This window comes from Hyalangium gracile, from assembly GCF_020103725.1.
In the GTDB taxonomy this organism is placed as follows: domain Bacteria; phylum Myxococcota; class Myxococcia; order Myxococcales; family Myxococcaceae; genus Hyalangium; species Hyalangium gracile.
This window is the reverse complement of sequence record NZ_JAHXBG010000017.1, coordinates 58,464-84,877: the sequence shown is the minus strand read 5'-3', so window position 1 is coordinate 84,877 and position 26,414 is coordinate 58,464. Positions and strand designations below refer to the sequence as shown.

Sequence of the window (26,414 nt, the reverse complement as noted above, 5' to 3'; positions counted from 1 at the left end):
CGTCCCTACGGCTCCGGAGGAATGTTCCTGTCGACGGAGACGTCCATCTCCGTCTCTCCGCCACCCTCGGAGCGGGGGAGCGCGAACCAGAGCTCCCGGGCGCCCTGCACGGTGTAGCGCCCCGGAGGCAGCGCATACCGGACCTCTCCCGGGCTCTGCCCCGACACCTGCACCCGCCCCGGAGGCTTGGGCACCACCAGGACCGCCACGGGGCTCGCGGGAGCGTCCTCGTGAGGCTGGATGTCCAGGACGTAGGAGAACTCGGGCTCCAGCTGCCGCACCGAGTAGCGGTTCTCCAGCGCCACCTGGTGCGCGTAGCGCTTCGCATCCAGCTTCAGGCGCAGCGTCTCCTTCGAGGCGTTCTCCCGCACCAGGAGGATCAGGTTCCGGCTCAGGTTGCGCTCGACATTGCTGCCCACCAGCGTGAAGGCGTGCAGCGCCCGAGCCTTCGTCACCGTGCGCGGCTTCGCGGAGGCCATGAACAGCCGCTCCCCGGCGGGCACCTCCTCCCCCTCCAGGAACACGTACACCTGGCCCGAGCGCGAGGAGGCCGGCGTCATCCCCTTTCGCATGTCCTGCTCGGAGATCGGCGCATCGCCCGTATAGGAGCCCGCGGTCCACACCGTGTAGCTCCGCTCCGGGTTGAGCGACTGCCGGAGCGAGCGCGCCGTCGCGCTGAAGGAGTGCCACTTCTCCTCCAGCGTGAAGCGCGCGGGCAGCTCGTCCGTGCCCAGTCGGGCGGCGAAGTCCTCCTCCGCGGGCGGCTCTGGCTGCACCACCTCCTGTACGGGCGGCGGGGGCGGCGCGGGCACGGGCTCCAGGGTGACGTCGAGCTGCTCGGCCAGCGACCCGGGCTCGAACTGACGCGTCCAGATCCGCATGCCCTTCAGGCTCAGCTCCATCGCGTGCGGCGCGTCGCGGGCGATGCCCTCCAGCCTCAGCGGCGTCACGCCCCGGGAGATGCCATCCACGATGACCTGGGCCCCGGGCGGCTCGCTGTGCACGTCCAGCGGCGGCGGGCGCAGGCGCAACGACGAGGCCACTGCCAGCCCCACCAGCGCCACGGCGGCGAGGCTCACGAGCCAGAGCAGCGCTCTCTTCCCGCGAGACTTCACGGGCTTCTCGTCCACCGCGGTGGACACGCCCGACACCGCCTCCATCATCACGGGGACGGAAGGATCCGTGTTGAGCGGCAGCTCCTCTTCCTTCGTGCGCGAAGCCGCGGCCGGAGCCGGGCTGTCCTCGGCCACCTCGCGCAAGCGGTGCGAGGCGTTCCACTGCGTCAGCTGCTCCCGGAACTTCGGCGGGACCTGGGGCGGCCGGCCCAGCTCGGTCAGCTCGCGCTCGTAGAGCATCCCCATCATGTGCTTCAGGATGTGGACCGGGAACAGCGGAGCCCGCCTCGCCAGCCAGTGGGAGAGCTGGTGGTGCAGCGCCTCCGCGCTCGCGATGCGGTCCTCCCGCTTCCTCGCCATCGCGTCGCCGAGGATCTCCACCAGCCCCGCATCCAGGTGCGGGTTGAGCTGGAGCGGAGGAATGAGCTCGTCATGGACGATGCGCCGCATCACCTCCATCTCGGAGCCCTCGGTCGGCAGCCGCCCGCAGAGCATCCGGTAGAGCAGCACCCCCACCGCGTACACGTCCGAGCGCGCATCCAGCGCCTCGCCCAGCGCCTGCTCCGGGGAGAAGTAGAGGTACTTGCCCTTCACCATCCCCGCCTCCGTCTCCGGCCGCCCGGCCATCTGCACCTTGGCGACTCCGAAGTCGGAGATCTTCACCTCGCCCTCGTAGCTGATGAGGACGTTGTCCGGAGAGACGTCCCGGTGCACCAGCCCCAGCGGCCGGCCCCGCTCGTCGGTGCGCGTGTGCGCGTGGTGCAGCCCCTTGCACAGCTCGATGGCGATGTGCACCGCCAGCGGCGCCGGCAGCTGCGCCATGCCCTGCGTCTGCGCCCGCTTGAGCACCCGGGACAGCGGGTGCCCCTCGACGAGCTCCATGGCCAGGAAGTACTCGCCTTCCACCTGCCCGAAGTCGAAGACCTGGACGATGTTGCCGTGGTTGAGCCCCACGGTGATTCGCGCCTCCTGGATGAACTGCTCCACGAAGGACGGATCCTCGGCGAAGACCTCCAGCACCTTCTTGATGACCACCGGCTTGGTGACGCCCGGCGCGGCCATGTAGCGCGCACGGTAGACGATGGCCATTCCCCCCGTCCCGAGGCGCTCGAGAAGCTCGTACTTCCCGAAAGGAATGACCGTGCCACCACTCAAGATGGGCGCACTCTACCAGTCCCGGGCCGTGGCCATATCCGTGGAGTGGGATGAAGGTTCGCTAGTCGCTCTCCACGGGAGCAGCCGGCTCCGGCTCGGAAGCCTCGCCCGCCCCGAGGGACACATCCATCTCCGCGTTGCCATCTCCCTCCCAGCGAGGCAGCGCGAACCACAGCTCCCGGGCCCCCTGGACCGTGTAGCGGCCGGACGCGAGCACGTAGCGGAGCTCTCCCGCCGGCTGCCCCGACAGCTGGACCTTCCCTCCGAACCGAGGCACCGCGAGCACCGCCGCGGCGCTCGCCGGAGCGCCCTCGTGGGGCAGGATCTCCAGCGTGTACGAGGCATCCGGATCCAGCTGCCGCACCGAGTAGCGGTTCTCGAGCGCCAGCAGGTGCGCGAACCGCTTCGTCTCCAGCCGACGCTTCACCACCTGCTTGGAGGTGTTGTCGCGCACGAAGAGCGTCAGGTCCCGGTCCACGTTGCGCTCCGAGCTCGTCCCCACCAGGACGAACACGTGCAGCGCCCGGGCGCTCGGCAGGACGCGCGGTCTGGCGGTCACCATGAACAGCTGGTCCTCGGGAGCCAGCGACGCTCCCTCCAGGAAGGCATACACCTGCGAGGAGCGCACCGAGTCCGGCGTCAGCCCCTGCTGCAAGTCCTTCTCCGAGATCGGCGCCTCGCCGACGTAGGAGCCGGAGAGCCACACCGAGTACGTGCGCCGCGCCTCGAGCGGCTCGCGGAGCGAGCGCGCCGTCGCACTGAAGGAGTGCCACTTCTCCTGCAGCGTGAAGCGCGCGGGCAGCTTCTCCGTGCCGAACCGGGTGGCGAAGGACTCCGGCGCCGCGGGAGACGGCGTGGGGGACTTCTGCTGGGCGGCCTGCGCGGGCTGGGCCGGCTGCGCGGGCGGAGCCGACGGCTGCGGCTCCAGGGTGACGCGGAGCTTCTCCTCCAGCGTGCCGGGGTCGAAGCTCTGGCTCCATGCCTTCATGCCGGGCAGGACCAGCTCCACCGTGTGCGGCTCCTTCCTCGCGACCCCCTGCACCGTCAGCGGCGTGACGCCCTTGACGACGCCGTCCACGCGCACCAGCGCGCCGGGCGGCTGGGAGTGGACCTCCAGCGGCGGAACGGTCAGGAGGAACGACATCGTCAGCTTGATCATCAGCGCCGTCACGCACACCGCGCCGAGGATCCAGAGCCAGAAGTGCTGGGTCCGCAGGACGGCGGGGAGATCCGCCGCCTCCGTGGCGTCCTCCGGCGCCGGGCGCACGCGCTGCTCCCGGCGCCTGCGTGGGGGTGGCACCAGGCCCGTGGTGTCGTCGTCGTCGTCGTCCTCCCCCTCCACGGCCTGCATCCTGTCCGTCTGGGCCGGCAGCTTCTCCGTCTGGGCCGGCAGCCTGTCCGTCTGGGCCGGCAGTTCCTCCGTCTGGGGATAGCCTGCCTCTGGCTCCGAGGCCTGCGCACTCGTCACGGGGGCCGCCCGGGTCGGAGGTGCCGCTCGGGTCGCGGACGCCGCACGCGCGGGCGACGGGCGTGCCTGCGTCGCCGGTGGGGCCGCCATGGTGTGCTGCGGCCCCGACTGGCTCCTGCGTGGCTCCCTGCGCTCCGGCCCCGGCTCGGACGGGCCCGGAGACATCGGAGTCCGGGCCGGGCTGCCCACCTGCGGCACCACCCGCTTCTGCGAGCTGGTCCACAGCTCCACCTGCTCCCGGAACTTCTCTGGCAGCTGGGGCGCCCGGTCCATCGCCGTGAGCTCGGCCTCGTAGAGCAGGCCCATCAGGTGCTTCAGCGAGTGCACCGGAAAGAGCGGCGCCCGCGTGGCCAGCCAGTGGGAGAGCTGCTGGTGCAGCGCCTCGGCGCTCGGGATGCGCGCGCCGCGGTCGTGCGCCAGCGCGTCCTGGAGGATCTGCACCAGCCCGCCGTCCAGGTCCGGGTTGAGCTGGAGCGGCGGGGTGAGCTGCCCCTGAATCACTCGCTGCAACACCGACAGCTCATGCCCCTCCGCCGGCAGCCGGCCGCAGAGCATGAGGTAGAGCACCACGCCCACCGCGTACACGTCCGAGCGCGCGTCCAGATCATCCTGCCCGCGCGCCTGCTCCGGCGAGAGGTAGGGGTACTTGCCCTTCACCATCCCCGCCTCGGTCACCGGCCGGCCCGCCAGCTGCGCCTTGGCGATGCCGAAGTCGGAGATCTTCACCTCGCCCTCGTAGCTGACGAGGACGTTGTCCGGAGAGATGTCGCGGTGCACCAGCCCCAGCGGTCGCCCGCGCTCGTCCTTGCGCGTGTGGGCGTGGTGCAGCCCCTTGCACATCTCGATGGTGATGCTCACCGCCAGCGGCGGCGGCAGCTGCCCCAGCCCCAGCGCCTGGGCCTTCTTGAGCACCCGCGACAGCGGCTGGCCGTCCACCAGCTCCATGGCCAGGAAGTACTCGCCGTCCACCTGCCCGAAGTCGAAGACCTGGACGATGTTGCCGTGGTTGAGCCCCACCGTGATGCGCGCCTCCTGGATGAACATCTCCACGAAGGCGGTGTCCTCGGCGTAGTGGCTCAGCACCCGCTTGATGACCACCGGCTTGGTGATGCCCGGCGCGGCCGTGTAGCGCGCGCGATAGACGATGGCCATGCCGCCAGCGCCCAGGCGCTCGAGCAGCTCGTACTTTCCAAACGGGGTGACCTGGGTCTCGTTCAAGCCGGGCGCACTCTATCAGCCAGCGCCGGATTCCGGTTCCCAGGAGCCGCGGGGCACACACTCCGAGTGCGCCCTGACGCGGCGCGCGTCCTCCGGGCAAGGCGCTCGGGGTTCACACCGGGTCCTGGATGAGCCTCAGGTGCGCGTGCAGCGTGTCGGTGTGCAGGTAGAGGAACTGCACGTCGCCGAAGGACAGCGCATCCCCGTCGCGCAGCTGGAACTCCTCGCGGGCGCGGATCGGCACGGTGTTGACGAAGGTGCCGTTCATCGAGCCCGCGTCGCGCACCGTGTACGCGCCGGACGGCTCGCTCCAGCGCAGCCGGGCGTGAAGCTTGGACACCGACGGATCCTTCAGCACGAGCATGCAGGTGTCCATCCGGCCGACGGTGAACTCCTCTCCATCCACGCGGGGCTGGAGCAGGTGCACCTCCAGGTGCTGGAAGCCCTGGAGCATGGTCAGCAGCCGCTCCGCCACCCGGGGCTGGCTCTCCGAGGCCGCTGAGCGCGCCAGTTCGAGCTGCTGCGCCACCCGCTGGAACACGGGCTCCGGTGGCTGCTGGATCAGCGCCACGGGGCCCGAGGCGGCACGGAAGGCCTCGAGGGGGGCCTCGGCGAAGGGACGGAGCTGATGCACGGACGGCATACTGTCCACAGGTTAACCCGCTCGAAGCCCCCTGCCCACCCCCATGGGTCGGGTAAGGTGCCCCCATCCGGCACCACCCGCCGGCGGGAGGGACTTATGGCGAAGGCGAAGCACGTCCTGGCGATCGACCAGGGCACCACCGGAACGCACGTCACCATCCTCGATGCCCGGCTCCAGGTGGCCGGCCGCGCCTACCGCGAGTTCACCCAGCACTTCCCCAAGCCCTCCTGGGTGGAGCACGACCTGGATGAGATATGGGCCTCCAGCGAGTTCTGCATCGCCCGGGCGCTCAAGGATGCGGGGCTCGAGGGCCAGGACATCGCCGCGGTGGGCATCACCAACCAGCGCGAGACGACGGGCCTGTGGGTGCGCGGCACGGGCCGGCCGCTGGGGCGAGCCATCGTCTGGCAGGACCGGCGCACCGCGGACATCTGCCAGCAGCTCAAGGCCAAGGGCGTGGAGCCCCGGGTGCGCGAGGTGACGGGCCTGGTGCTGGACCCGTACTTCTCCGGCACCAAGCTGACGTGGATGTTCGAGCACCTCAAGGGCGCGCGCGCCCGGGCGGAGAAGGGGGATGTGTGCTTCGGCACCATCGACACCTGGCTCGTCTACAAGCTCACCGGCGGCGAGGCCCACGTGACGGACGTGTCCAACGCCAGCCGCACGCTGCTGATGGACCTGCGCTCGCTGGCCTGGGATGACGAGCTGCGCTCGCTGCTGGGCGTGCCGGCCGCCTGCCTGCCCCAGATTCGGGGCTCGGCGGAGGTGTACGGCACCACGAAGGGCATGAAGAGCCTGCCGGACGGCATCCCCGTGTCGGGCATGGCGGGAGACCAGCAGGCGGCCCTCTTCGGGCAGGCGTGCTTCGAGCCCGGCGAGTCCAAGTGCACCTACGGCACGGGCGCCTTCCTGCTGATGAACACGGGCGAGACGCCGGTGCGCTCCACCGCGGGGCTGCTGACGACGGTGGCGTGGCGGCTGGGCGATAGGACTTGCTATGCGCTGGAGGGCAGCTCCTTCATCGCCGGCGCCGCCGTGCAGTGGCTGCGCGACGGGCTCAAGGTCATCAAGAAGGCGCCGGACATCGAGGCGCTCGCCCAGAGCGTGAAGGACTCGGGGGACGTCGTCTTCGTGCCGGCGCTGGCGGGCCTGGGCGCGCCGCACTGGCGGCCCGAGGCACGCGGCCTGTTCGCGGGCATGGACCGCTCCACCACGGTGGCGCACCTGGCGCGCGCGGTGCTGGAGGGCATCGCCCTGCAGATCCGCGACCTGGCGGACGCGATGCGTCACGACAGCGGGCGGGACATCCCGGCCTTCAAGGTGGACGGCGGCGCGGCGGCCAACAACCTGCTGATGCAGTACCAGGCGGACGTGCTGGACACGCCGGTGGTGCGCCCGCGCAACCTGGAGACGACCAGCCTGGGCGCCGCCTTCCTCGGTGGCCTGGGAGCGGGCGTGTGGAGCAGCCCGGACGCCATCCGCCGGGCCTGGAAGGCCGAGCGCACCTTCAAGCCGAGGATGAAGCCCGAGGTGCGTGAGCGGCACCTGGCCAAGTGGAGGCGCGCCGTGGAGCGGGCCTGAGCCGGCGCTCCCCGCTTCCCTGGACGCCCGAGAGGGTATGAAATCTCCCCCCGCTGGAGACCGCCGCCCATCACAGGGCCGGATGGGCGGCCCCGGAGTTCTCGAGATGAACATCCTTCGACTCACCTGCCTGCTCGGGGCGCTGCTCGGGCTGTCCGGGTGCCCCACCAGTCCCTGCTTCAACGGCAGCACGTCCGCGCCCCCGCAGCAGACGAGCGTGGTGCTGGTGGGCGAGGAGGTGCGCCTGCGCATCTCCCCGCTGGGCCAGAGCAGCTGCGATGGGGACATCGAGGCCCCCACGCCGCTCTCCCTCTCGGCGGAGATCTCCGGACCGGACAACCTGCCCGTGTCGAGCCAGGCCACGCTGGGCTCCCCGCCCTCGTCCTCCGCCACCGTCCGGTTCACTCCGGAGAAGCAGGGCCGCCACCATGTCTTCGCCGCGTTCGATCCGGTGGGCGGCATCCAGCAGTTTGATTTGTACGCCGCGCGCGACCGCTCCGCCGAGGCCCCGGTGCAGCTCCTGTCCCAGCCGTGCCAGTCGCTGGAGCGGACCCGGCGCGGCGGGTGGGCGTGCGACTCGACCTTCGTGCGGGATGGCGTCCTGATGGAGAGCTTCCCCGGCTTCCGGCTGGCCGTGTCCGGAGACGTGGTGTGGGCCATCAGCACGACGCAGATCCTCCGCTTCGTGGACACGGGCACGGCGCTCGAGAGCACCGCGACCCTGAACTACGGCCCGTCCGCCATCCGGTTCGTGCTGGCCTCCGCCGACGAGGTGGTGCTCATGCACGACACCACGCTGCAGCGCTTCGTCTTCGACGGCACCCAGCTGACGTCCACGGGGCTGACGAACTGGGTGCCCGGCACCGGCTCGGTCGGTCCCTCGAACCTGCGGGGCGTCCTGCTGCGCGCGGGGGACAGGCTGGCCACCGTCGCTGGCAGCGTGACGAACGGCAGCTTCATCACCCTGGAGATCTGCGCCTACCAGCTGCAGGCGGGCCGGTTCGTCCGCACGACCGCGGCCTGCCAGAAGATCGGCAACGAGGTGGTGGGCTTCGAGCCGAGCGTCCTGTGGACGGCGAGCAAGTTCACCTTCTCGGACTCGGTCAACGACGTGCGGCGGATGGAGTGGACGGGCACCTCGCTGGTGGAGCAGGCCTCGCTGCCGCTCGGGACGAACTTCCGCATCCCGCTCCGGATGCCCGAGTCACGCAACACCATCGTCCCGGTCATCCTCTCCTCCATCCCCGTGGTGCCCGGGCGCAACCGCCCGACCGTGCCCGTCTATTCTCCGGACCGCCGGGACCTCCTCCTGGAACTGCTGGACACGGAGATCCCCGAGCCCAACGCCTCCAGCGGCCTGCTGTGGGGGACCCCGGCGACGGGAGGGACGGGCCAGCGCGTGCGCATCCGGCCATCCACTCCCTGACACGGGGTGGTGTGTTCCCGGCTTCCATCCGTCGCGCTCGGAGGTAAAAAGCGCCATGGCCTACGACCGTACGCTGCTCACCTCCGAGGCGCTGCAGACCTTCCTCGCCGAGCATCCCGACTGGAAGCACGAGGGAGGGATGATCCGCCGCACCTATGAAGCCCCTGCCTTCCTGAAGGGCATCGCCTTCGTGGAGAAGGTGGCCCAGGCGGCGGAGGCGGCGAACCACCACCCGGACATCGACATCCGCTGGTGCAAGGTGACGCTGGCGCTGGTGACGCATGACGCGGGCGGGCTGACGTGGCGGGATACGAAGCTGGCGGCCGAGGCGGATCGGCTGTTCACGGAGGTGGCGGGCCGGTAGCCGGCTCCTTCCTATGCGCGCGCTCGCACTGTTGTCGCTCGGCGTGGTGCTCGGCCTGGCCCCGGGGGCGTGGGCCCAGGACGCGCCGCTGGCCGAGCCTCGCTCGGAGCGGCTGTACGTGAACACGGGAGTGCTGCTGGGCTCCACGCGCATGGTGGCGCTGGGCGGTGCGTACGTGGGCATCGCCGAGGGCACGGCGGGGTTCGCCAGCAACCTGGCGGCGCTGGCGCACCGCAGCCCGCAGCTGGACAAGGACTGGGACGTGGGTGTCACGCTGTCCTGGTTGGACGTGCCGCTCACCAGCCGGCTGCGGCGGGACCTGGACAACGACGGAGCGCCGGACGAAGCCCCGTCGAGCCGCCAGTACCTCTTCGGGTTGCTGCTCCAGTACAAGTACTTCGGCCTGGGGACGTTCCTGCGCAACCGGACGGTGAGCTACCGGGCCACGGCGGAGGACGACTCGGAGGACTACATCCAGGTGGCCGTCACGCAGTCGGCGCTGGCGGGCGCGCTGGCGTTCGGGCAGGACGAGTTCATCGTCTCGCTCGGCATCTACTCGGCGCAGGCGACGCTGGCGTACAAGAAGGAGGAGTGGCGCTACGGGGGGACGGGGCTCTCGCTGGATCTGCTGTTCCGGCCCCAGGCGCGGCCCTATCGGGTGGGCATCTCGGTGCGGCCGCAGGTGGTGGGTGACTGGCAGCGGAAGGACGAGCAGGAGCCGGTGCTGGCCGGGCGGCCCATCTACGCGGGGCTGGTGGCGCCGGCGACGCTCTCGCTGGGGGTGAGCTATCGGTTCGGAGAGGGGGCCCATCGCTACAACCGCCTCTCACCGGCGGCGCGGCGGCAGTTGCTGGCGGACGGGGCGCTGAACGTGCCGGAGGAGGAGGCACCGGACGCGCCCGCGGGCAACTTCCTGGTGTCGGGGCAGGTGGACTTCATCTCGAGCGCGGAGAACGCGGTGGCGCTGCGCTCGGTGGCCACATTCAGCGATCCAGAGCCGGTGGGGCAGACGGTGCTCATCCAGCCCCACCTGGGCGCCGAGCACGACACGTGGCCAGGGCGGGTGCGCACGCGGCTGGGGATCTTCGTGGAGCCGTCTTCGTTCGAGGGGCAGGTGCCTCGGCCGCATCTGACGGGTGGCTTCGAGGTGTTCCTGTTCCGCTACTGGGAGGACTGGGCCTTCAGTGCCTCGTTCGATCTGGCGAAGCGCTACTCGAACGTGGGCTTCTCGGTGGGGTTCTGGCGGTAGGGGTGCTACCCGTTCCTCTCGAGACCCTCCAGGTCAGCAAGACTCGTGGCCTTGAGGGCCTTTTCCTGCCACTCGTCCAGAAGCACCGGATCCGTGCACGCCAGGATCCTCTGGCGAGTGCTCTCATCCACGGAGATTCCTCGCGCGGCCAGGATCCGCAGTACCCCCTTGGAGAGCGCTTGAGCCTGCCCTTCCACCACTCCCTTGGCGTGCGCCTCGTCGAGGAACTCCACGTTGTAGGGTCCCATTACGTCCTCCGCTCGTCTCTCTCTCGCGATTGAATCTAACACGCGCCACAAGGCCGCCAGCGCTCCCTCGGAGCCCACCTTGTGCACGTAGTGCACTGCCGCGCGCATAGCTTCCGGCCCTTCCGGAGAGAGCAGCACCTCGGCCAACACCGAGCGCCAGTCCTCCAACCGTGCAGCCAGGTCTTCTGAGCGGCCCGAACGCAGCAGCAACCACGTCAGCACTACTTGCGGTGTAGCCGTTCGCGCCCGCAGGGCTTCCTCTCGCTCGGTCGTCAGGTCGTCCAGCCGATACTCGAAGCGCGGCACCAGCTCTCGCCAGAGTTCCAGCGCCTCGTCAGGAAGATGGAACAACTCCTCCATCCTCCGCGCCGCCGTCCATCGCCCCTCGGGCCCGTGGTACATCACGACGGGAAGGACAACGGGCAATTTCTCGCTGTCCGGGTTCTGCTGGAGCCAGCGCTCCAGCTGCCGCACCACGTACCGCAGCATCCGGAACGCCATCCACTTGTCCACCGACGACTGGTGCTCCAGCAGCAGGTACAACAGCAGCGGCTGTCCCCCGTGCATCCTCGCCGAGAACAGCAGGTCGCTCTGGCGCTCCCTCAGTTCCGCATCCACCACGCTGCCCGACTCCCGGCGCAGACTGCTCCAGTCCACCTGAGACACCACCTCCGGCGGCAACACGGCGCGCAGTTCCGCTGCCGCCCGCTCGGGCGAGTCGAAGGTGTGGCGCACGAACAAGTCATGAGGGCCCGACATGCGGCGCGCTGTTCAGCACGGCCCGTGCCAACGCCTCAGCACCTTGGGAAATCCCACGGCTCCGAGCGTGGAGGGGAAGTTCCCAGGTCCGTCACGGCGGCCAAGAGTCACAGCGGTAGACGGTGAGTCCAGCGTGGAAGACGGTACTCCCCGGAGATTGTCGTGGGCGACAAAGCGCGACGAGCTTCTGTAACTTGGGGCTCTCGCTGGGGCTGCCGGGGAGCAGGAATGACGCACGCGATGTGGCGCGGATGGATGTTCGCCGGAGTACTGCTGCTGAGCGCCTGGGCGTCCGCCGCCAGTCCTGCGGCTCGGAGGGCTCCCCGTCCGCATGGGCTCATGCCGGTCCCGGCCTCGCTGCAATTCCGAGACGGTCGTCTGCCCGTCACGGCGGCGTTCTCCATCCACGTCCAGGGCTCCACGGACCGCCGACTGGAGGAGGCTCTTCGGCGCATGCTCCGGCGGCTCGAAGGCCGCACCAGCCTCACCCTCTCGCGAGAGCCCGCCGAGCCACAGAAGGCCACCCTCGTCCTAGAGGTGAAGGGCCCGGGAAACGCACTCCCCACGCTGGGAGATGATGAGTCCTACTCGCTCGAGGTCGACGGAAGCCGGGCCACGCTCCGAGCCACACAGACTGTGGGCGCCCTGCGTGGCATCGAAACCATGCTTCAGCTCCTCCAAGGAGACCGCGACGGCTGGTACCTGCCCGCCGTCACCATCTCGGACCGCCCGCGCTTCCCGTGGCGAGGATTGCTCATCGACGTGAGCCGGCACTGGATGCCGATGGACGTGCTCAAGCGCAACCTCGATGGCATGGCCGCGGTGAAGCTCAACGTGCTGCACCTGCACCTCACCGATGACCAGGGCTTCCGCGTCGAGAGCCGCCGCTTCCCCGAGCTCCACGAGCAGGGCTCGGATGGCCTCTACTTCACCCAGGAACAGGTGCGCGAACTCATCGCCTACGCCGCCGACCGAGGCATCCGCGTCGTCCCCGAGTTCGACATGCCCGGCCACGTCACCAGCTGGCTCGTGAGCCACCCGGAGCTCGCCAGCGTCATGGGTCCCTACTCCATCCAGCGCAAGTGGGGCATCTTCGATCCGACGCTCGATCCCACCCGTGACCAGGTCTACGCGTTCCTCGACGCGTTCCTCGGCGAGATGGCGCAGCTCTTCCCCGACCCGTGGATGCACATCGGCGGGGACGAGAACACTGGCAACCACTGGAGGCTCAACCCCGCCATCCAGTCGTTCATGGCCCAGCATCGCCTCGCGGATGCCCACGCCCTCCAGGCCTACTTCGATGACCGTGTCGCCCAGCTCCTCCAGAAGCACGGCAAGCGCATGATGGGCTGGGACGAGATCCTCCACCCCACGCTGCCCAGGGATGCTGTCGTGCAGACGTGGCGCGGCCCCAAGGCGCTCGCCGAGAGCGCACGGCAGGGCTACTCGGGGATTCTCTCCTGGGGCTACTACCTGGACCACATGCTGCCCGCTGGCCTGCACTACACAGTGGACCCGCTGCCCGCCGACGGCAAGCGGATGTCCGAGGAGGCCAACCGCTGGATCCCGGTCTCCTGGTACCACCGCTTCCAGTTCAAGCCGCCCGAAGTGGCGATCCCCGAGAAGAATGCCGTGCATGTCCTCGGCGGCGAGGCGTGCATGTGGTCCGAGTTCGTGGACGCCGAGACGATCGACTCGCGTCTCTGGCCCCGGCTCACGGCCGTCGCCGAGCGCCTGTGGTCCCCCAGGAACGTGACGGATGTGAAGGACATGTACCGCCGGATGGCTCGCATCAGCGTCCAGCTCGAGGAGCACGGCCTGATGCACGAGCGCATCGGAGAGGTGCTGCTGCGCCGGCTTGCCGGCTCAAACGAGATCGGCCCGCTCCGAGCCCTGGCCAACCTCGTGGAGCCCGTGAAGTTCTACGACCGACCCGTGCAGTTCCAGGAAGCAACCCAGGGCATGCCGCTGACCCGGCTCGTGGACGCAGCCCGGCCAGAGAGCCTGGAGGCCCGGGCGCTGTGGAGCTCCGTCGACGACCTCCTGAGCGATGCGCCGCGCTTCGATCGTGGGGCGGAGCGGCTGACCCGAACCTTCCACCAGTGGCGAGAGTTCCACCCCGAGCTGCGCCAGCTGCTGGACAACTCGCCCGCCCTGCATGAAGCCCGACCGCTGGCGGACGCGCTGCTCCTGATGGCCCAGACGGGGCTGGAGGCCCTCGCGTCTCTCGAGAGCGGCACGACGCCACGTCCAGGCTGGCGCGAGGAAGCGCTCCAACGCCTCAACGAGGCCGCGCGCCCTCATGGCCAGGTGGAGCTCGCCACCCTTCAGCCGCTCCGCGAGCTCGTGCTCGCCGCGGCGTTGCAGCCAGAGGCCTCGGCCCTTCCCGCCGCCGCCTGGCAGGCCCGGGTCAAGGCCGAGGCCCTCGCCGCCATCCCCAAGCCTCCCGAGAAGAAGAAGTGACCGCGCCCTACCCCGCGCCCCCCAGGAACGCGGCGAGCTTCTGGTACGCCACCGCCAGCCCCGGAATGGGCGCGCTCTCGTTGGCCTGGTGCGCCTGGGCCGTCTCTCCCGGCCCGTAGTTCACCGCGTCCACGCCCCACTCGCCGAAGCGCGCCACGTCCGTCCACGCCTGCTTCGAGGCCGCCGGCAGCCCCGTCACCGCCAGGAGCTTCTGATACAGCGCGTTGTCCGCGCACACCCGCCCGCTCGGCGACAGGTCCGTGAACGTCACCTCCGCCCTGCCCGCCACCAGCGCCCGCACGTCCTCCTGCGCCTGCTCCAGCGACTTGCCCGGCGCGAACCGGTAGTTGAGGTTCAGCTCCAGCGTGTCCGGCACCACGTTGCGCGCCCGGCCTCCGTTCGCCAGCGTCGCGCTCATCACCTCGTAGAAGGCGAAGCCCGAGTGCACCACCTCCACTCGCTGGCGCGCCAGCAGCTCGCTCAGCAGCGGCCCCGCCTTGTGGATGGCGTTCTCCCCCTGCCACGGCCGCGCCGAGTGCGCGCTGCGCCCCGTGAACCTCAGCGTCGCGTGCAGCGTCCCCACGCACCCCACCTGCACCACCCCGTCCGTCGGCTCCATGGCGATGCCGAAGCTCACCCGGTTCAGCTCCGGCCGCTTCTCGAACAGCGGCCCCAGCCCGCTCTCCAGGTAGGGGCCCTCCTCGCGCTCATAGAGGATGAGCGCCAGGTTCACAGGCAGCTCGGCGAGCGGCAGGTCCTCCGCCAGCGCCATCATCACCGCCAGCCCGCCCTTCATGTCCGAGGCGCCCAGCCCGAACACCCGCTCCCCTTCGATGCGCGCCGGCCCGTCGTGCGGATGCGCCGGCACCGTGTCCAGGTGCCCCACCAGCGCCACCGTGGGCCGCGGATCATCCAGCCGCCCCACCACCAGCGAGTGCCCCACCCGGCACACCGCCTCGCGAGCAAACCGCTCCAGGGCCCAGCGCTCGACATGGTCGGCGAGCGGCCCCTCCTGCCCGATGGGGCTGGCGATACGGCAGAGGGCAAGCGTGGACTGGGCGAGGCGTGCGGCGAGTTGGGACATGGAGGGCGCCAACCATAAACGCTCGGCCCTCCCGCTGCTTCCCCTTTGAAGGAAGCCCGTTGGGCCTCCGAATAGCTCTGCTCAGGGAACCTTGAAGGTGTGCAGCGTGATCTCTCCGGCCCGGATGGCGACGACCTCCTCCGTCAGGAGCGGCCTGCCGTCCACCAGCGTCGCCTCGAGCCGCAGGCCCAGCAGCCCCGCCCCCAGCCCCGTGGCCACCGCCGCGCTGCTCCCGCTCCCGACAATCTCCCGCTGCGTCTCCAGCGTCACCTTCCACTGGCCGTCCTTGAGCCGCTCGGCGCCCTCCACCTGCACCTTGAGCGCCCCGTACGCCCCCGAGGGCGTGTTCGCCAGGGCCGTGCGCTGGGCCTCCATCCGCTGCTCCAGCAGCGCCAGGTTGCCCTTGAACTCGGCCATCCACTCCTGCGTCTCCTGCTTGACCACCTCGTTGACGCTGGTGAGGAAGCCCTGGAGCAGATCCAACAGCGCGGCCAGGCGCTGCTCCTTCGACAGCCCCGGCGAGGACAGCGCCAGCCGGGCCCAGCCGAACTGCAGCGCCTCGAGCCGCGCGCTCAGCTCCAGGTAGGCGGACACGTAGCGCATCCACCCCGAGGACGAACCGCTGTAGTTGTCCAGCCCCACGGAGGTGGCACCCAGCACCGCGAACACCGAGGCCAGCACGCTCCACCGCTGGAAGCCCACCTCGTTGGGCAGCAGCTGCACGATGATGGGCGTGATGCTCGCAGCCGAGCCCAGCAGGATCGCCGCGATCCGGAACCTCCGCCCCCACAGCTTCATGCTGTCCTTCTGGCGGGAGTACCAGGCCATCACCTCACGGCCCTTCTCCACGATCTTCCCGTAGAGCTCCAGCAGCTCCTCGGACTGCTCGGGCTGCATCAGACCCCGAAGCTCCATGCCCTGAAGGTTATGTGGGGGTGGCCGCGGACCCTGGCCTGGACTCGACGCTGGACTCCCGTTGCCCATGCCCCCTCTTTATGTCGAATGGCGGGCGCGCTCCAGCTCACGCACCGCTCACTTCGCGGGGGGCTCCTCGTCGAAGCTCGTCACGCCGTCGATGACGGCGGCGGCGATGCAGTCGGGGCCCTCCAGCGCCACGAAGTCGTGCGCGCTGCCCTCGTCCATCTCCAGCAGCTCGCCCGGCCACGTCTCCCGCCCCGAGCCCTCGCGGAACCCGCCCTCGAGCACCAGGTTCCACTCGCGCCCGTGGTGCGTGTGGCGCGGGAAGCGCACTCCCGGCGGCAGCTTCACGAACGCCGCCAGCATCCCCTGCTTCGCGGGCCCCGTCTCCACCGGCAGCAGCAGGATGCCCTCGCCCGGACCCGGCAGCCACGCCTCCGGATTGCTCAGCGACTCCAGCAGCGCCAGCGCCCGCTCCCGCGTCACATCCAGCAGCGCCGCCACCTTCTCGGCGAAGCGCGCGAAGCGCCCGGGGCCCTCCATCTCGCCCACCACCCGAGCGAGCACTCCCGGCGGAGGCTCCTCGGACGCCACCAGCTCCGTCAGCCCGTCCATCGCGGGCGACAGCCGGGCCACCTCGGCTCGACACCGCTCGCACACGGCCAGGTGACGCTCGGCCTCCTGCCGGCCAGGCAAGTCCAGCGTGCCCAGCAGCAGCTCCGGCAGGATGTCGTCCAGGTGGCTCATTTCACGTCACAGACCCTCAGGCTCCACTCCTTCTACGGATGCGACTACCCGGTGGATTTCCATCCCTACACGGGAACCGCGAAGTCGCGCAGGGCGGCGTTGAGACTCGTCTTCTGGTCGGTGCTCTGTGTTCGCTGGCCGATGATCAACGCGCAGGGCACGCCATACTTCCCCGCCGGGAACTGCTTCTCGCGCATTCCTGGAATCACCACGCTGCGTGCGGGCACCCGCCCCTTGTAGATGCGCTCCTCGGGCCCGGTGACGTCGATGATCTGCGTGGACGCGGTGAGCACCACGTTGGCGCCCAGCACCGCCTCCTCCTCCACCACCACGCCCTCGACGATGATGCAGCGGCTGCCAATGAAGGCGCCGTCCTCGATGATGACGGGGGACGCGGTGGGCGGCTCGAGCACTCCACCCAGGCCTACACCACCGGACAAGTGGACATTGCGCCCCACCTGCGCGCAGCTGCCCACGGTGGCCCACGTGTCCACCATGGTCCCCGAGCCCACGCGCGCGCCGATGTTCACGTAGCCCGGCATCACCACCGCGCCCTGCTCGACGAAGGCGCCGTAGCGCACCACGCCCGGAGGCACCACGCGCACGCCGGCCGCCTTCAGGCCCTTCTTCAGCGGCACCTTGTCGTGGAACTCGAAGGGGCCCACCTCCATCACCTGCATCTCCGACACGGCGAAGAACAGGAGGATGGCCTCCTTCACCCAGGCGTTGACGCGCCAGCCCTGGGGGCCCTTCTCGGCCACGCGCAGCTCGCCGGCGTCCAGCCGCGCCAGCGTCTCGCGCACCGCGGCCGCGTACTCCGCTTCCTTCAGCTTCGTCCGATCGGCGAACGCCGCGGACACCTTCTGGGACAAGGCTTCGAGGGACATGGCCTCTTTGAACCACAAATCCGCCCGGCCCGCCGCATTCCGGTGCGTCCGGCGTTCACGGCCCGAAGAAAGCCGGGCCGGCTCAGGCGTGGGCCTGACGGTTCAGGCCTGCCTCGGCCAGCGGGTGGATGTGCGTGGGGATGTCGTGGAGCAATCTCTCTCCCACGGGCTGGCACAGCTCGGCGGGCGTCCCCGTCACGGTGACGGCCCTGCCCGTCACCCCCGTCACGCGCGAGAGCGGCACCGCGTACTCCCGCCGCGAGAAGCGCCACGGCCGCACGTACAGCACCTCCCGGCCGATGAGGAGCACCCACCCCAGTCGCTTCCCGTCCTGCGTGCGCACCCGCATTCCCGCCTGGATGGAGCGGCGCTCCATCGCCGAGTCCCACCATGCCATGCGCCACCTCCGACACCCTCCAAGGTGGGTCGGCGGCGCGGCCCGGGCGAGTTCACACCGGCCACGGGAGCGCTCGGCCGCCCGGGTGCATGGCGGAGGGCTCCACCCGGGAGGAAGAGCCCCGAGACGCCAGGGGCTCTCCTCACGCCCGCTCAGCGCCCGATTTCCCGGGACACCGCGTCCACGATCTCCTTCTCCGTGGGGAATGCGAGCGTCTGCTTCTTCACCACTGTCTTGCCATTCACCGAGACTTCGAAGCTCCCGGACGGTCCCGGCTTCAGCTCCGAATCCAGCTCCAGCTCATCCTTCAATGCAACCGCCGCACGGACGGCTCGAGGCTTGTAGCCTCAGGAATTGCAGTACGTGATGGTGATCTTCGTGTCGGCCATGGCGGCCCTCCTTCAGATGGCGGGCGCGCTCAGGATGCGCCCGTACCCTAGAGATAAGCGCCCGCCCGCACCGCCGCCAATCCTCGTGAAGCGCCAGGCGGCTCACCCACCCTCGAGGTCCGGCTCCAGATCCACCCCGGGCGACTCCTCGGGTCGGGCCTCGGCTCCCGACTGCTCCTCCGGCAGGGGCTTCCTGCCTCGAAGGGCGTCGATCATCCGCCAGACGAGCCGCACCCGCTCCTCCGAGTCCTTCACGAGCAGGTGCTCGCCGATGACGGATGCCATTCCGCGCGAGCTCGCCGCCTGCTCGCACCAGGCGCTGGCGATCTGCTCCGCGGGCAGGCCTTCCACCGGGACGAGCTGGGTGATGAGCGGCGAGGGCTCGACGAGCAGCAGCCGCTCCAGCAGCTCCTCGCGCTCCTCCAGCGAGAGCACGCCCTGGGTGAAGGTGCTCCCCACGCCATAGTGGGCGCGCAGCAGCCCCAGCAGCCGCGCGGTGTCCGTGTCCGGCAGCGCCAGCGAGACGCGCAGGTCCACCAGCGGCGCGGCCACGACGACGCTCATGCCCAGCTCGCTGGCCAGCGCGGCCCCGAGAGAGCCGAGCGGCACCGCCTCCGCCACGAGCTGGAACCGCGTCGGTGGAAGCCGTCCCGTTCCAGGAGCCGGCTCGGCGGTGCTCGTGGCCGAAGGCTCGGGCTCGGAGGCCAGCCGCTTCAGCTCCAGCCGTCCCACCGGTGCATCCGCGCGGTTGATGGACGTGCGCGGCGGGGGCTGCCGGCCACGACAGGTGAAGGCTTCCGGCTGGGAGCGGCGGTGCGCCCGTCCCATCGCCCCACAGCCCGACAGCACGAGGAGACAGCCCACCCAGATGAAGTGTCTCATTCCGCCCCAGTATGACTCGAAGCGGACCGAGGCTCACGGCCTATCCGTTCCCCCGGGCGCCCCCCGTTCTACGGTGCGCCGCCATGCAGAGCTTCCGAGACCGCGCCGCCGCCTATGACGCGGAGCGCTTCCGCCGCCAGGGCCACCAGCTCGTGGATCAGCTCGCCGACTACCTGGCGAGCGCCACCCGGGGGCAAGACCTCCCCGTGCTGCCCTGGGCCCCTCCCGCCGAGAACCTCGCGCGCTTCCCCGCGTCCTTCCCCTCGGACGCGGACCTGGAGGCGCTGATGGACGCGCTAAGAGCGGAGGTATCTGCGACACTGGGGCCATGAGCCGAGTCCGCCACCTCCTCTTCCTCGCGGCCCTGGGCGCGGGCGCCACCGGGTGCCGCAGCGTGGGCCCCTCGGAGATCGCCCTCCCGGAGAAGCTCGACACGCGGCTCCAGTCCAGCGCGCGCACCTGCGTCGACCGCCTGAACCGGGACCGCGAGCGGGCCCAGAATGCCCTGAACCTCTCGGACGTGCTGGTGCTGCTGGGCGCCTCGGCCGGTGCCGCGGGGAGCATCGCCGCGGCCTTCCTCAACAAGACGAGCACCCGCCGGGCCTCCGCCGTGGTGGGCGCGGTGGGCGCGCTGACGGCCGGAGCCCCCAAGACGCTGGATGATCCGGCGGAGATCCTCACCCGGCGCGCTCGGGCGGAGCGGCACTGGGTGGTGGGCTACAAGGTCCTCACCCAGACGACGCTCTCCTCCGAGCCTCCGGCCACCCTGGCCCGCGCCCAGAAGGTGGCGGCGCTCACGGGAGAGGGCGCCAGGGCCGCGCTGGATGCCTCGAAGACGCAGCGGCAGAAGGCCCTGGTCTACGTGCTGGACCGGTTCATCGACTGCGCCGCCGACGTCCCCGCGGAGAACTTCGAGGAGCTGCCTTCCTCGGGCTTCCTCGCCGTCGGAGAGCCGGTGGCGGCTGCCACGCCGCCCGAGGGCATCCAGGGCTCGGGCCCGAACAAGGGGGCGGACACGGGGCCGAACCTCCTGGACCCGGGCGGCTCGACCGTCCTCCTTTATATGGAGCAGCCGTCGACGGCCTCCGGCCGCACACTCCCGGAGACTCCGCAGCCCGCCTCGCCCCCGAGCAGCGAGAGCCCCAAGCCCTGACGGCCGGGGCCCCTCGCGCAGGGCGGCTCACTCCCCGTCGGACGCGTCGCGGTCCTCGGCGCGCGCCAGCTTGTGGCGCTCGAGCAGCCGGTAGAACTGGCTGCGGGACAGCTTGGACTCGCGCGCGGCGGCCGAGATGTTCCGCTTGTGGCGGGCCAGCAGCGCTCCCAGGTAGTCGCGCTCGAACTGCTCGAGCAGCTTGTCGCGCGCCTCGTTGAAGGCCAGCGGCGCCCCGCTCTGCTCCGGGGCGGGAGCCTCGAGACTGCCGAGCGCCACCACCCGCTGCACCGCGTTGCGCAGCTCGCGCACGTTGCCGCGCCACGGGTCGCACTGCAGCGCGGCGAGCGTCGCCGGCGCCAGGGCGATGTCCATCCCGGTGAGCTGACGCGCGAAGTGCGCGGCGAGCAGCGGGATGTCCTCCGGCCGCTCGCGCAGGGGCGGAATGGTGACGGACGTCACGGCGAGCCGGAAGTAGAGGTCCTCCCGGAAGCGCTTCGCGCGGACCTCGGCCTCCAGGTCGCGGTGGGTGGCCGACAGCAGCCGGAACTCCGAGCGGCGCACCTGCCCATCTCCCACCCGGCGGAACTCCTGCGTCTCGAGCAGCCGCAGCAGCTTGGGCTGCTGCGCGAGCGGCAGCTCTCCAATCTCATCCAGGAAGAGCGTGCCTCCGTTGGCCGCCTCGACGACGCCCACGCGGTCCCGGTCGGCTCCGGTGAAGGCGCCCTTGTTGTGGCCGAACAGCTCGCTCTCCAGCAGGTTGGGGCTGACGGACGAGCAGTCGAAGACGACGAAGGGCCCGCGGCTCTCCTCGGGGCCGGACAGGGCGTGCAGCGCCCGCGCCACCATCTCCTTGCCCGAGCCCGTCTCGCCGCGAATGAGCACCGGGGCCTTCTGGGGCCCCAGCCGCTCGAGGTCCGCGAAGAGCTGACGCATGGCCACCGACTTGCCGAGCAGCCCGTGCAGCTCCTCGCGCTCGCTGAGGACACGCCGCGAGGCCTTGGCCGGGCTGATGCGCAGCGTGGTCTTCCCCACCGTCACCGAGCCACCGACGGGGACCCGCGCCTCGCGGATGCGCGCCCCGAGGTAGCGCGTGCCGTTGCGGCTGCCGAGGTCCCTCACCCGCACCGCGCCTGCCAGCAGCTCGAGCACCACGTGACGGCGGGACACCGTCGGATCCTCCAGCGGCAGCTCGCACGCGGAGTCGCTCCCCACCAGCAGGGTGCCCGAGGACAGCGTGGCGCGCGCCCCGCGGCCAGGCCCCTCGATGGCCTCGACCACCACGGGCTCCAGGCCGCCGGGGCCCTCGGAGACCGTCAGATCCACGGTCTTGCCGGAGGAGATCTCCCCCGTGGCGAAGTCCATGGGCCCCCCAGGCTTCTGCTCCTTGTCGCCCCCGGTGCTCACTTTAGCTCCAGCTTCACGAAGGTCTCCTTGCCAGGCTGCACCTTCACCCGCTTGCGAGCCATCTTACCGGTCTCGGGATTGCGTATCTCGATGTCCACGTTCCCCGCGGGGACGCTGAGCTTCGCCAGGGGCGTCTGTCCGACGCTCTTCCCAGAGATGCGGACATCGCCCCAGGGCTCGGCATCCAGGGTCAGCAGGCCAACTTTGCGTGGCCTGGCTGGGCCCGTCCCTTTCACGGGCGGTGCCGGATCCGTGGAAGCAGGAGTCGTCGGAGCCGGGGTCGGCGGCGGCGGCTCCACCTGGGTCGGAGTCGGAGTCGGCGACGGCGGCTCCACCTGGAGCGGATTCCCAGGCGGCGGGTTGGATTGGCTGCCCGGGGCGGGCTCGACCTTCGTCCCCGACTCTTCCTTGCCGACCCCTCCATCGGAGGTCTGCGTCGTCTCGGCACCCGGAGGTTCCGGCGGCGGCGGGCGGGCCTGCCCTCGGGCGCCCATCACCTTCCACCCCACCAGGCCTCCCGCCACCAGGAGCAGCCCCACCGCCACGCCCGCGATCGCGCCCCAGGGCAGCGGACGCCTCAGCGGCGGAGGCTCCATGGGGACGGTCCCATCCCCCCGCTCCTCCGCGGGCCGAGGAACGTAGGGCGCCGCGTCGCCTCGCGAGGGCTCCAGCTCCGCCATGTTCGGCGCGGCGACCGTCCCCTCCGGCAGCACCGTCTCGGTGACGGTGCCCACCGGCGACAGGGACGGCTCGGAGAGCGTCATCGCGTGCGAGTCGGGCTGTCCGGGCAACGTGCCCGCCTGCAACGCCCCGGCGTCCTGGGACATGCTCAGCGTCCCGGGCCGAGGCGAAGCGACGATGCCTCCCGAGGCGGCATTGAGCGCCGCCAGGGTGCGCGAGGCCCGGTCGAGCGTGCCCACCACCGTGGGACACACCTCCCGCACCAGGGCGCCCAGCAGCTCGGGGCGCTCGGCGGCCGAGGGCGGGGGCAGCGCCTCACGGAAGGCGAGCATGCTGGCGAAGCGACGGCTGGGGTCCTTCTCGGTGGCCCGCTTGATGGCCTCCACCAGCCCGCGCGGCAGATCCGGCCGCAGCGTCTCCAGCATCGGGAGCGGATCGTGCTGGATAGCCTTCAGCGACTCCTGGGTGTTGCTGCGCGCGAAGGGGGAGCGCCCGGTGGCCAGGAAGAAGAGGGTGAGCCCCGCGGCGAACTGATCCACCCGCGAGTCCAGCCGCTCGAAGCGCAGCTGCTCCGGCGCCAGGTAGTCCATCTTCCCGCGCACCACGCCCGGCCGCGTCTGCCCCACCGCCGCCTGCACCTTGGCGATGCCGAAGTCCGTCAGCTTCACCTCGCCGTTGATGGACACCAGGATGTTGTGCGGCGTCACGTCCCGGTGGATGAGCCCCAGCGGCTTGCCGTCCGGCCCGGTGAGGGTGTGCGCGTAGTGCAGCGCGTCCAGCAGCGCGCGCGCCACGTGGAGGATGAGCGGCGCGCTCAGCGTCCGCTGCTGGGCGACGAGCACCCGCACCAGCTTGATGAGCGAGACGCCGCGCACCAGCTCCATCGCCAGGAAGTAGCGCTCCTCCTCCCGGCCCAGGTCGAGGATCTGGACGATGTTGGGGTGGCTCATCCGCGCGCACAGGCGCGCCTCGTCCAGGAACATCTTCACCACGTGCGACTCTTCGACGAGGTGGGGCAGCAGCAGCTTGATGGCCAGCGGCTTCTCGAAGCCCTCCAGGCCCCGCTGCACCGCCACGAAGACCTCCCCCATGCCTCCGCTGGCGAGCTTCTCGCCCAGCATGTAGCGACCCAGGGGGATGCCCGTCGAAGCGTCCATCAGAAAGCCGTGAGGAGGACGACCGCGCCCGCACCGCCCACCAGCGCGCCTCCGAAGAAGAGTTGGGACTGGCGGGCCTTGCTCCGGGCCCGCTCATCCAACGCCCGGGTCTCCGACGCCCATGGGGCCTGGTCCGCCGCGCGCGAGTCGTTGGAGGACTGAATGGCCAGCACGGTGCCGATGCCCGCCGCCGCCACCGAGGCGCCCGCCAGCGCCCAGCCTCCCCAGGAGATGCCCTTGCCACCCGAGTCCTGTGGCTCCGCCGCCGAGGCCACCTCGGAGCGCGCCGACGGCAGTCCGGCCCGAGGCACCCCACGGAACGCCAGCGGCCGCTCGGGCGAGCCCAGCCAGGCCACCCCCTGCCCCTTCTCGTCCTGCGCCTCCACATAGAGGGTGACGGTGCCATCGTCATCCGCCGGAGGCAGTTCGCCGATGGCGCCGTGGGCATCGCGCGTGAGGGGTAGCGGCGTGAAGCCTCCGGGGCCTCGCACCTGCATCCGCATCCCCTTCACCAGCCCCCAGGGATCGATGACACGCACCGCCACCCTGCCGGGGGGCGCCTGCTGCTGCTCCAGCTCCACGTAGTCGCGCCGGTAGAGCCCCTCCTTGGCCTGCATGAAGGCCTCGCGAATCTTCGGCGCCGCGTCGAGCGGGACGGGGGCGTGCGGCTCCAGGCGCAGCAGGTCCCGGTAGGTGGACTTCACCTCATCCATGCGGCCCAGGGCGGCCAGCGAGCGCGCCAGCAAGTCATAGCTGGCGATGCGCTCCTCGGGAGTCGCCCCGGGCGCCTGGGTGGCCAGCCGCAGCTTCTCGGCGGCACGCTCGTAGCGCAGGGACTGGTAGAGGGCACGCCCCTCATCGAGCTGAGGGTTGGCGGCAACGAGCCATGTGGCGACAGACAGCAGCGACAGCATCCTGTCCTCAGTCCAACGAAGGGGCCTCGAGTCTATATCGCGCACGCATACCGAGTCCCTTTTACCCCCCCTCGGGTTTCCCCCCTCGCGCGCCTGTCCCACTCCGAGGACATGTGGCGCGCGCGCGCATACTCCAAGGCCGCTTCAAGAGCACATGAGCGCCTTGTGTTTTCAGCCACTTACCGTTGGCCCGAGGCTTGTAGTGGAGTCCGTGCAGATGAGGGCGGCCTTCGCCGAGGACCGGAGCGCCGACCTGGCAGTCCAGCAGAAACGCAGCTTGCCCTGCCCGCCTGCCAGTGAGGGGGGAGTCGGGTGTGACGGCCGAAGGGGGTTCCCGCTCGCGAGTGGGAGCCCCCTTTGTGTTTCCGCACCCGGTCAGGGCGCGCACCGGGACTCGCAGCCCCCATCGAGCGACTCCCACACCCGCACATCATCCACGTAGTAGGCGGTGCCATCGGCGGTGTCCGCCGAGGTGCGGAAGTTGATGGAGTAGTTGTAGGTGGCGTTCAGGGAGATGCCGTAGAGGAACAGGTGCCAGGCATCATCCGTGAGGGTCTGCTTGTCTCCCCGGGTGTCGAGGCTCGAGTCGTAGCCGCTCGAGCTGAAGCGCCGCGGGTAGAGCCGCAGCTCTCCGGCCACGCTCCCCCGGTTCATCCAGGCGGCCACGCAGTAGGTGGGGCCCACGCGGACCTTCGACGCGAGCAGGTTCTCGCTCAGCTGGGCCCCGAAGAAGTCATCCGACTGGCTGGTGTCCCTCTGCACCTGCAGCGCGCCCGTCCCCGTGCGCACCCGGGCGGAGCTCCGGGAGAGGCGCCCGGCGCCGGTCTCCGCGTAGTCGTTCACCTCCACGGCCTGCTCGAAGCCCCCCGCAGGCAGGAGGTTGGGAGGACAGCCCGCATCCAGGGGGCTCCCGCCATCCACCATGCCGGTGCCTCCATCCCCCGCGCCCCCATCCCCGGGGCCCGCGTCGGGCAGGGTGCCCCCGTCGCCGCCGCCTCCATCCGTGGAGCCTCCGTCGACGGAGCCTCCGTCCATCCCGCCATCCGTTCCCCCGGGCCCCTCGCACACCGGCACCTCGGAGGCGAGCTGGCACGTGCCGCGGCAGCACGTCAGCTCCGCGTCCTCGCACCCGTGCTCCGCGTCACACGGGCGGCCCACCAGCTCATGGGGCTCCGGCAGACAGCTGGCGATCAGCACGACGGACGTGGCGATCCCCAGCGAAAGGAGCGTCAGCAGCAGGGGGGAGCGGTTCACGGCCCGCAACCCTACCACGCGCAGGTCTCCCCCTCCCCCGGGCCCGAGGGGGGCGCGAGCGACGTTCCGGGAAAAGTCGCCCCAGGGGCTGAAATCGGATAGAGGCCGGCCCGCAATGCTCGTCTCGCTCGTCATCCCCGTCTACAACGAGAGCTCCACGCTGGCGGAGCTGCTGCGCCGTTGCATCGCCGTGGACTTCCCCAAGGAGCTGGTCATCGTCGATGACTGCTCGCGGGACGGCAGCCGCGAGTTCCTCCAGGAGCTGTCGGAGAAGGGTCTGGAGGTGCTGGGCGGCACCCCGCGCAACCGCAACGAGGTGCGCGTGCTCTTCCAGCCGCGCAACCAGGGCAAGGGCGCGGCGCTGCGGCGCGGCTTCCAGGAGGCCACCGGGGACATCATCATCGTCCAGGACGCGGACCTGGAGTACGACCCGAGGGACATCCCCCGCGTCATCCAGCCCATCCTGGATGGCGAGGCGGACGTCGTCTACGGCAGCCGCTTCACGGGCACGCCGCGGCGGGTGCTCTACTTCTGGCACACGGTGATGAACAACGTCCTCACCACGCTCTCCAACATGACCAGCGGGCTGAACCTCACGGACATGGAGACCTGCTACAAGGCCTTCCGCTCCGAGGTGCTGCGCTCGGTCACCGTGGACGAGGACCGGTTCGGCTTCGAGCCGGAGATCACCGCCAAGATTTCCCGCGGCAACTGGCGCGTCTACGAGGTGCCCATCAGCTACCACGGGCGCACCTACGAGGAGGGCAAGAAGATCGGCTGGAAGGACGGCGTGCGCGCCCTCTACGTCATCGCCAAGTACGCCGTGAAGCGCTAGGCGCTGTTCACCCCAGGACAGTG

General features: G+C 70.6%; 23 protein-coding genes. 8 read left to right on the top strand and 15 right to left on the bottom strand.

Annotated features, from left to right (window positions below):
• Positions 1 to 5 precede the first annotated feature (5 nt).
• The 3 genes from KY572_RS30230 to KY572_RS30220 all read right to left on the bottom strand — a co-directional run bounded on the left by KY572_RS30230 (position 6) and on the right by KY572_RS30220 (position 5,599).
• Positions 6 to 2,270 carry a serine/threonine protein kinase gene (locus KY572_RS30230; protein ID WP_224246830.1) on the bottom strand — a complete coding sequence of 755 codons (2,265 nt, stop codon included), beginning with the start codon at positions 2,268 to 2,270 and terminating at the stop codon, positions 6 to 8.
• Between the two features lie 61 nt (positions 2,271 to 2,331).
• Positions 2,332 to 4,956, bottom strand: coding sequence for a serine/threonine-protein kinase (locus tag KY572_RS30225; protein ID WP_224246829.1), 2,625 nt, complete (start codon positions 4,954 to 4,956; stop codon positions 2,332 to 2,334).
• Positions 4,957 to 5,068: 112 nt separating this feature from the next.
• Positions 5,069 to 5,599 (bottom strand): FHA domain-containing protein, encoded by a 531-nt coding sequence (locus KY572_RS30220; protein WP_224246819.1) that lies wholly within the window; start codon positions 5,597 to 5,599, stop codon positions 5,069 to 5,071.
• Between the two features lie 96 nt (positions 5,600 to 5,695).
• Here KY572_RS30220 and glpK point away from each other — a divergent pair, with 96 nt between their 5' ends.
• The 4 genes from glpK (at position 5,696) to KY572_RS30200 (ending at position 10,219) form a co-directional block, all read left to right on the top strand.
• The gene (glpK, locus tag KY572_RS30215; protein ID WP_224246811.1) at positions 5,696 to 7,180 is read left to right on the top strand and encodes a glycerol kinase GlpK; all 1,485 of its coding nucleotides are present in this window, start codon (positions 5,696 to 5,698) and stop codon (positions 7,178 to 7,180) included.
• Between the two features lie 106 nt (positions 7,181 to 7,286).
• On the top strand, positions 7,287 to 8,606 hold the full coding sequence (locus tag KY572_RS30210; RefSeq protein WP_224246809.1) for a hypothetical protein: 1,320 nt from the start codon (positions 7,287 to 7,289) through the stop codon (positions 8,604 to 8,606).
• 55 nt (positions 8,607 to 8,661) lie between these two features.
• The gene (locus KY572_RS30205; RefSeq protein ID WP_224246807.1) at positions 8,662 to 8,970 is read left to right on the top strand and encodes a 4a-hydroxytetrahydrobiopterin dehydratase; all 309 of its coding nucleotides are present in this window, start codon (positions 8,662 to 8,664) and stop codon (positions 8,968 to 8,970) included.
• Between the two features lie 13 nt (positions 8,971 to 8,983).
• Entirely contained in the window at positions 8,984 to 10,219 is a 1,236-nt protein-coding gene (locus KY572_RS30200) for a hypothetical protein (protein ID WP_224246805.1), read from the top strand.
• A gap of 5 nt (positions 10,220 to 10,224) precedes the next feature.
• Here the strand turns inward: KY572_RS30200 and KY572_RS30195 are convergent, their stop codons facing one another.
• Entirely contained in the window at positions 10,225 to 11,226 is a 1,002-nt protein-coding gene (locus KY572_RS30195; protein WP_224246803.1) for an Rpn family recombination-promoting nuclease/putative transposase, read from the bottom strand.
• Positions 11,227 to 11,565: 339 nt separating this feature from the next.
• Here KY572_RS30195 and KY572_RS30190 point away from each other — a divergent pair, with 339 nt between their 5' ends.
• Positions 11,566 to 13,689 carry a beta-N-acetylhexosaminidase gene (locus KY572_RS30190; RefSeq protein WP_263452126.1) on the top strand — a complete coding sequence of 708 codons (2,124 nt, stop codon included), beginning with the start codon at positions 11,566 to 11,568 and terminating at the stop codon, positions 13,687 to 13,689.
• 7 nt (positions 13,690 to 13,696) lie between these two features.
• On the opposite strand, the gene dapE is transcribed toward KY572_RS30190, so the two are convergent.
• From dapE to KY572_RS30155, 7 genes are all read right to left on the bottom strand, one after another.
• Positions 13,697 to 14,773: a succinyl-diaminopimelate desuccinylase gene (gene dapE, locus KY572_RS30185; protein ID WP_224246801.1), complete on the bottom strand. Its 1,077-nt coding sequence runs from the start codon at positions 14,771 to 14,773 to the stop codon at positions 13,697 to 13,699.
• Positions 14,774 to 14,854: 81 nt separating this feature from the next.
• A complete protein-coding gene (locus KY572_RS30180; protein WP_224246798.1) occupies positions 14,855 to 15,670 on the bottom strand; it encodes an SLATT domain-containing protein in 816 nt (271 codons plus the stop codon).
• A gap of 135 nt (positions 15,671 to 15,805) precedes the next feature.
• The gene (locus tag KY572_RS30175; RefSeq protein ID WP_224246791.1) at positions 15,806 to 16,438 is read right to left on the bottom strand and encodes a cupin domain-containing protein; all 633 of its coding nucleotides are present in this window, start codon (positions 16,436 to 16,438) and stop codon (positions 15,806 to 15,808) included.
• A 65-nt stretch (positions 16,439 to 16,503) separates the two neighbouring features.
• Positions 16,504 to 17,325, bottom strand: coding sequence for a 2,3,4,5-tetrahydropyridine-2,6-dicarboxylate N-succinyltransferase (locus KY572_RS30170; protein WP_224246783.1), 822 nt, complete (start codon positions 17,323 to 17,325; stop codon positions 16,504 to 16,506).
• A gap of 82 nt (positions 17,326 to 17,407) precedes the next feature.
• Positions 17,408 to 17,722, bottom strand: coding sequence for a PRC-barrel domain containing protein (locus KY572_RS30165; RefSeq protein WP_224246781.1), 315 nt, complete (start codon positions 17,720 to 17,722; stop codon positions 17,408 to 17,410).
• A gap of 152 nt (positions 17,723 to 17,874) precedes the next feature.
• Positions 17,875 to 18,111 (bottom strand): Rdx family protein, encoded by a 237-nt coding sequence (locus KY572_RS30160; protein WP_263452125.1) that lies wholly within the window; start codon positions 18,109 to 18,111, stop codon positions 17,875 to 17,877.
• A gap of 102 nt (positions 18,112 to 18,213) precedes the next feature.
• The gene (locus KY572_RS30155; protein WP_224246764.1) at positions 18,214 to 18,993 is read right to left on the bottom strand and encodes a hypothetical protein; all 780 of its coding nucleotides are present in this window, start codon (positions 18,991 to 18,993) and stop codon (positions 18,214 to 18,216) included.
• 83 nt (positions 18,994 to 19,076) lie between these two features.
• Between KY572_RS30155 and KY572_RS30150 the strand changes: the two genes are divergently transcribed.
• Entirely contained in the window at positions 19,077 to 19,325 is a 249-nt protein-coding gene (locus KY572_RS30150) for a hypothetical protein (RefSeq protein ID WP_224246761.1), read from the top strand.
• A complete protein-coding gene (locus KY572_RS30145) occupies positions 19,322 to 20,146 on the top strand; it encodes a hypothetical protein (RefSeq protein WP_224246759.1) in 825 nt (274 codons plus the stop codon). Before KY572_RS30150 ends, KY572_RS30145 begins: the two co-directional genes overlap by 4 nt.
• Positions 20,147 to 20,173: 27 nt before the next feature.
• Here the strand turns inward: KY572_RS30145 and KY572_RS30140 are convergent, their stop codons facing one another.
• The 4 genes from KY572_RS30140 to KY572_RS30125 all read right to left on the bottom strand — a co-directional run bounded on the left by KY572_RS30140 (position 20,174) and on the right by KY572_RS30125 (position 25,556).
• Complete coding sequence (locus tag KY572_RS30140; protein ID WP_224246752.1) at positions 20,174 to 21,550, bottom strand: sigma 54-interacting transcriptional regulator; 1,377 nt, start codon at positions 21,548 to 21,550, stop codon at positions 20,174 to 20,176.
• Positions 21,547 to 23,388 carry a serine/threonine-protein kinase gene (locus KY572_RS30135; protein WP_224246744.1) on the bottom strand — a complete coding sequence of 614 codons (1,842 nt, stop codon included), beginning with the start codon at positions 23,386 to 23,388 and terminating at the stop codon, positions 21,547 to 21,549. Before KY572_RS30135 ends, KY572_RS30140 begins: the two co-directional genes overlap by 4 nt.
• The gene (locus KY572_RS30130) at positions 23,388 to 24,302 is read right to left on the bottom strand and encodes a hypothetical protein (RefSeq protein ID WP_224246742.1); all 915 of its coding nucleotides are present in this window, start codon (positions 24,300 to 24,302) and stop codon (positions 23,388 to 23,390) included. The genes KY572_RS30135 and KY572_RS30130 overlap by 1 nt, the downstream gene beginning before the upstream one ends.
• A 375-nt stretch (positions 24,303 to 24,677) precedes the next feature.
• A complete protein-coding gene (locus KY572_RS30125) occupies positions 24,678 to 25,556 on the bottom strand; it encodes a hypothetical protein (RefSeq protein WP_224246733.1) in 879 nt (292 codons plus the stop codon).
• A gap of 115 nt (positions 25,557 to 25,671) precedes the next feature.
• Between KY572_RS30125 and KY572_RS30120 the strand changes: the two genes are divergently transcribed.
• Positions 25,672 to 26,391 (top strand): glycosyltransferase family 2 protein, encoded by a 720-nt coding sequence (locus KY572_RS30120; protein ID WP_224246731.1) that lies wholly within the window; start codon positions 25,672 to 25,674, stop codon positions 26,389 to 26,391.
• The last annotated feature ends 23 nt before the right edge of the window (positions 26,392 to 26,414 follow it).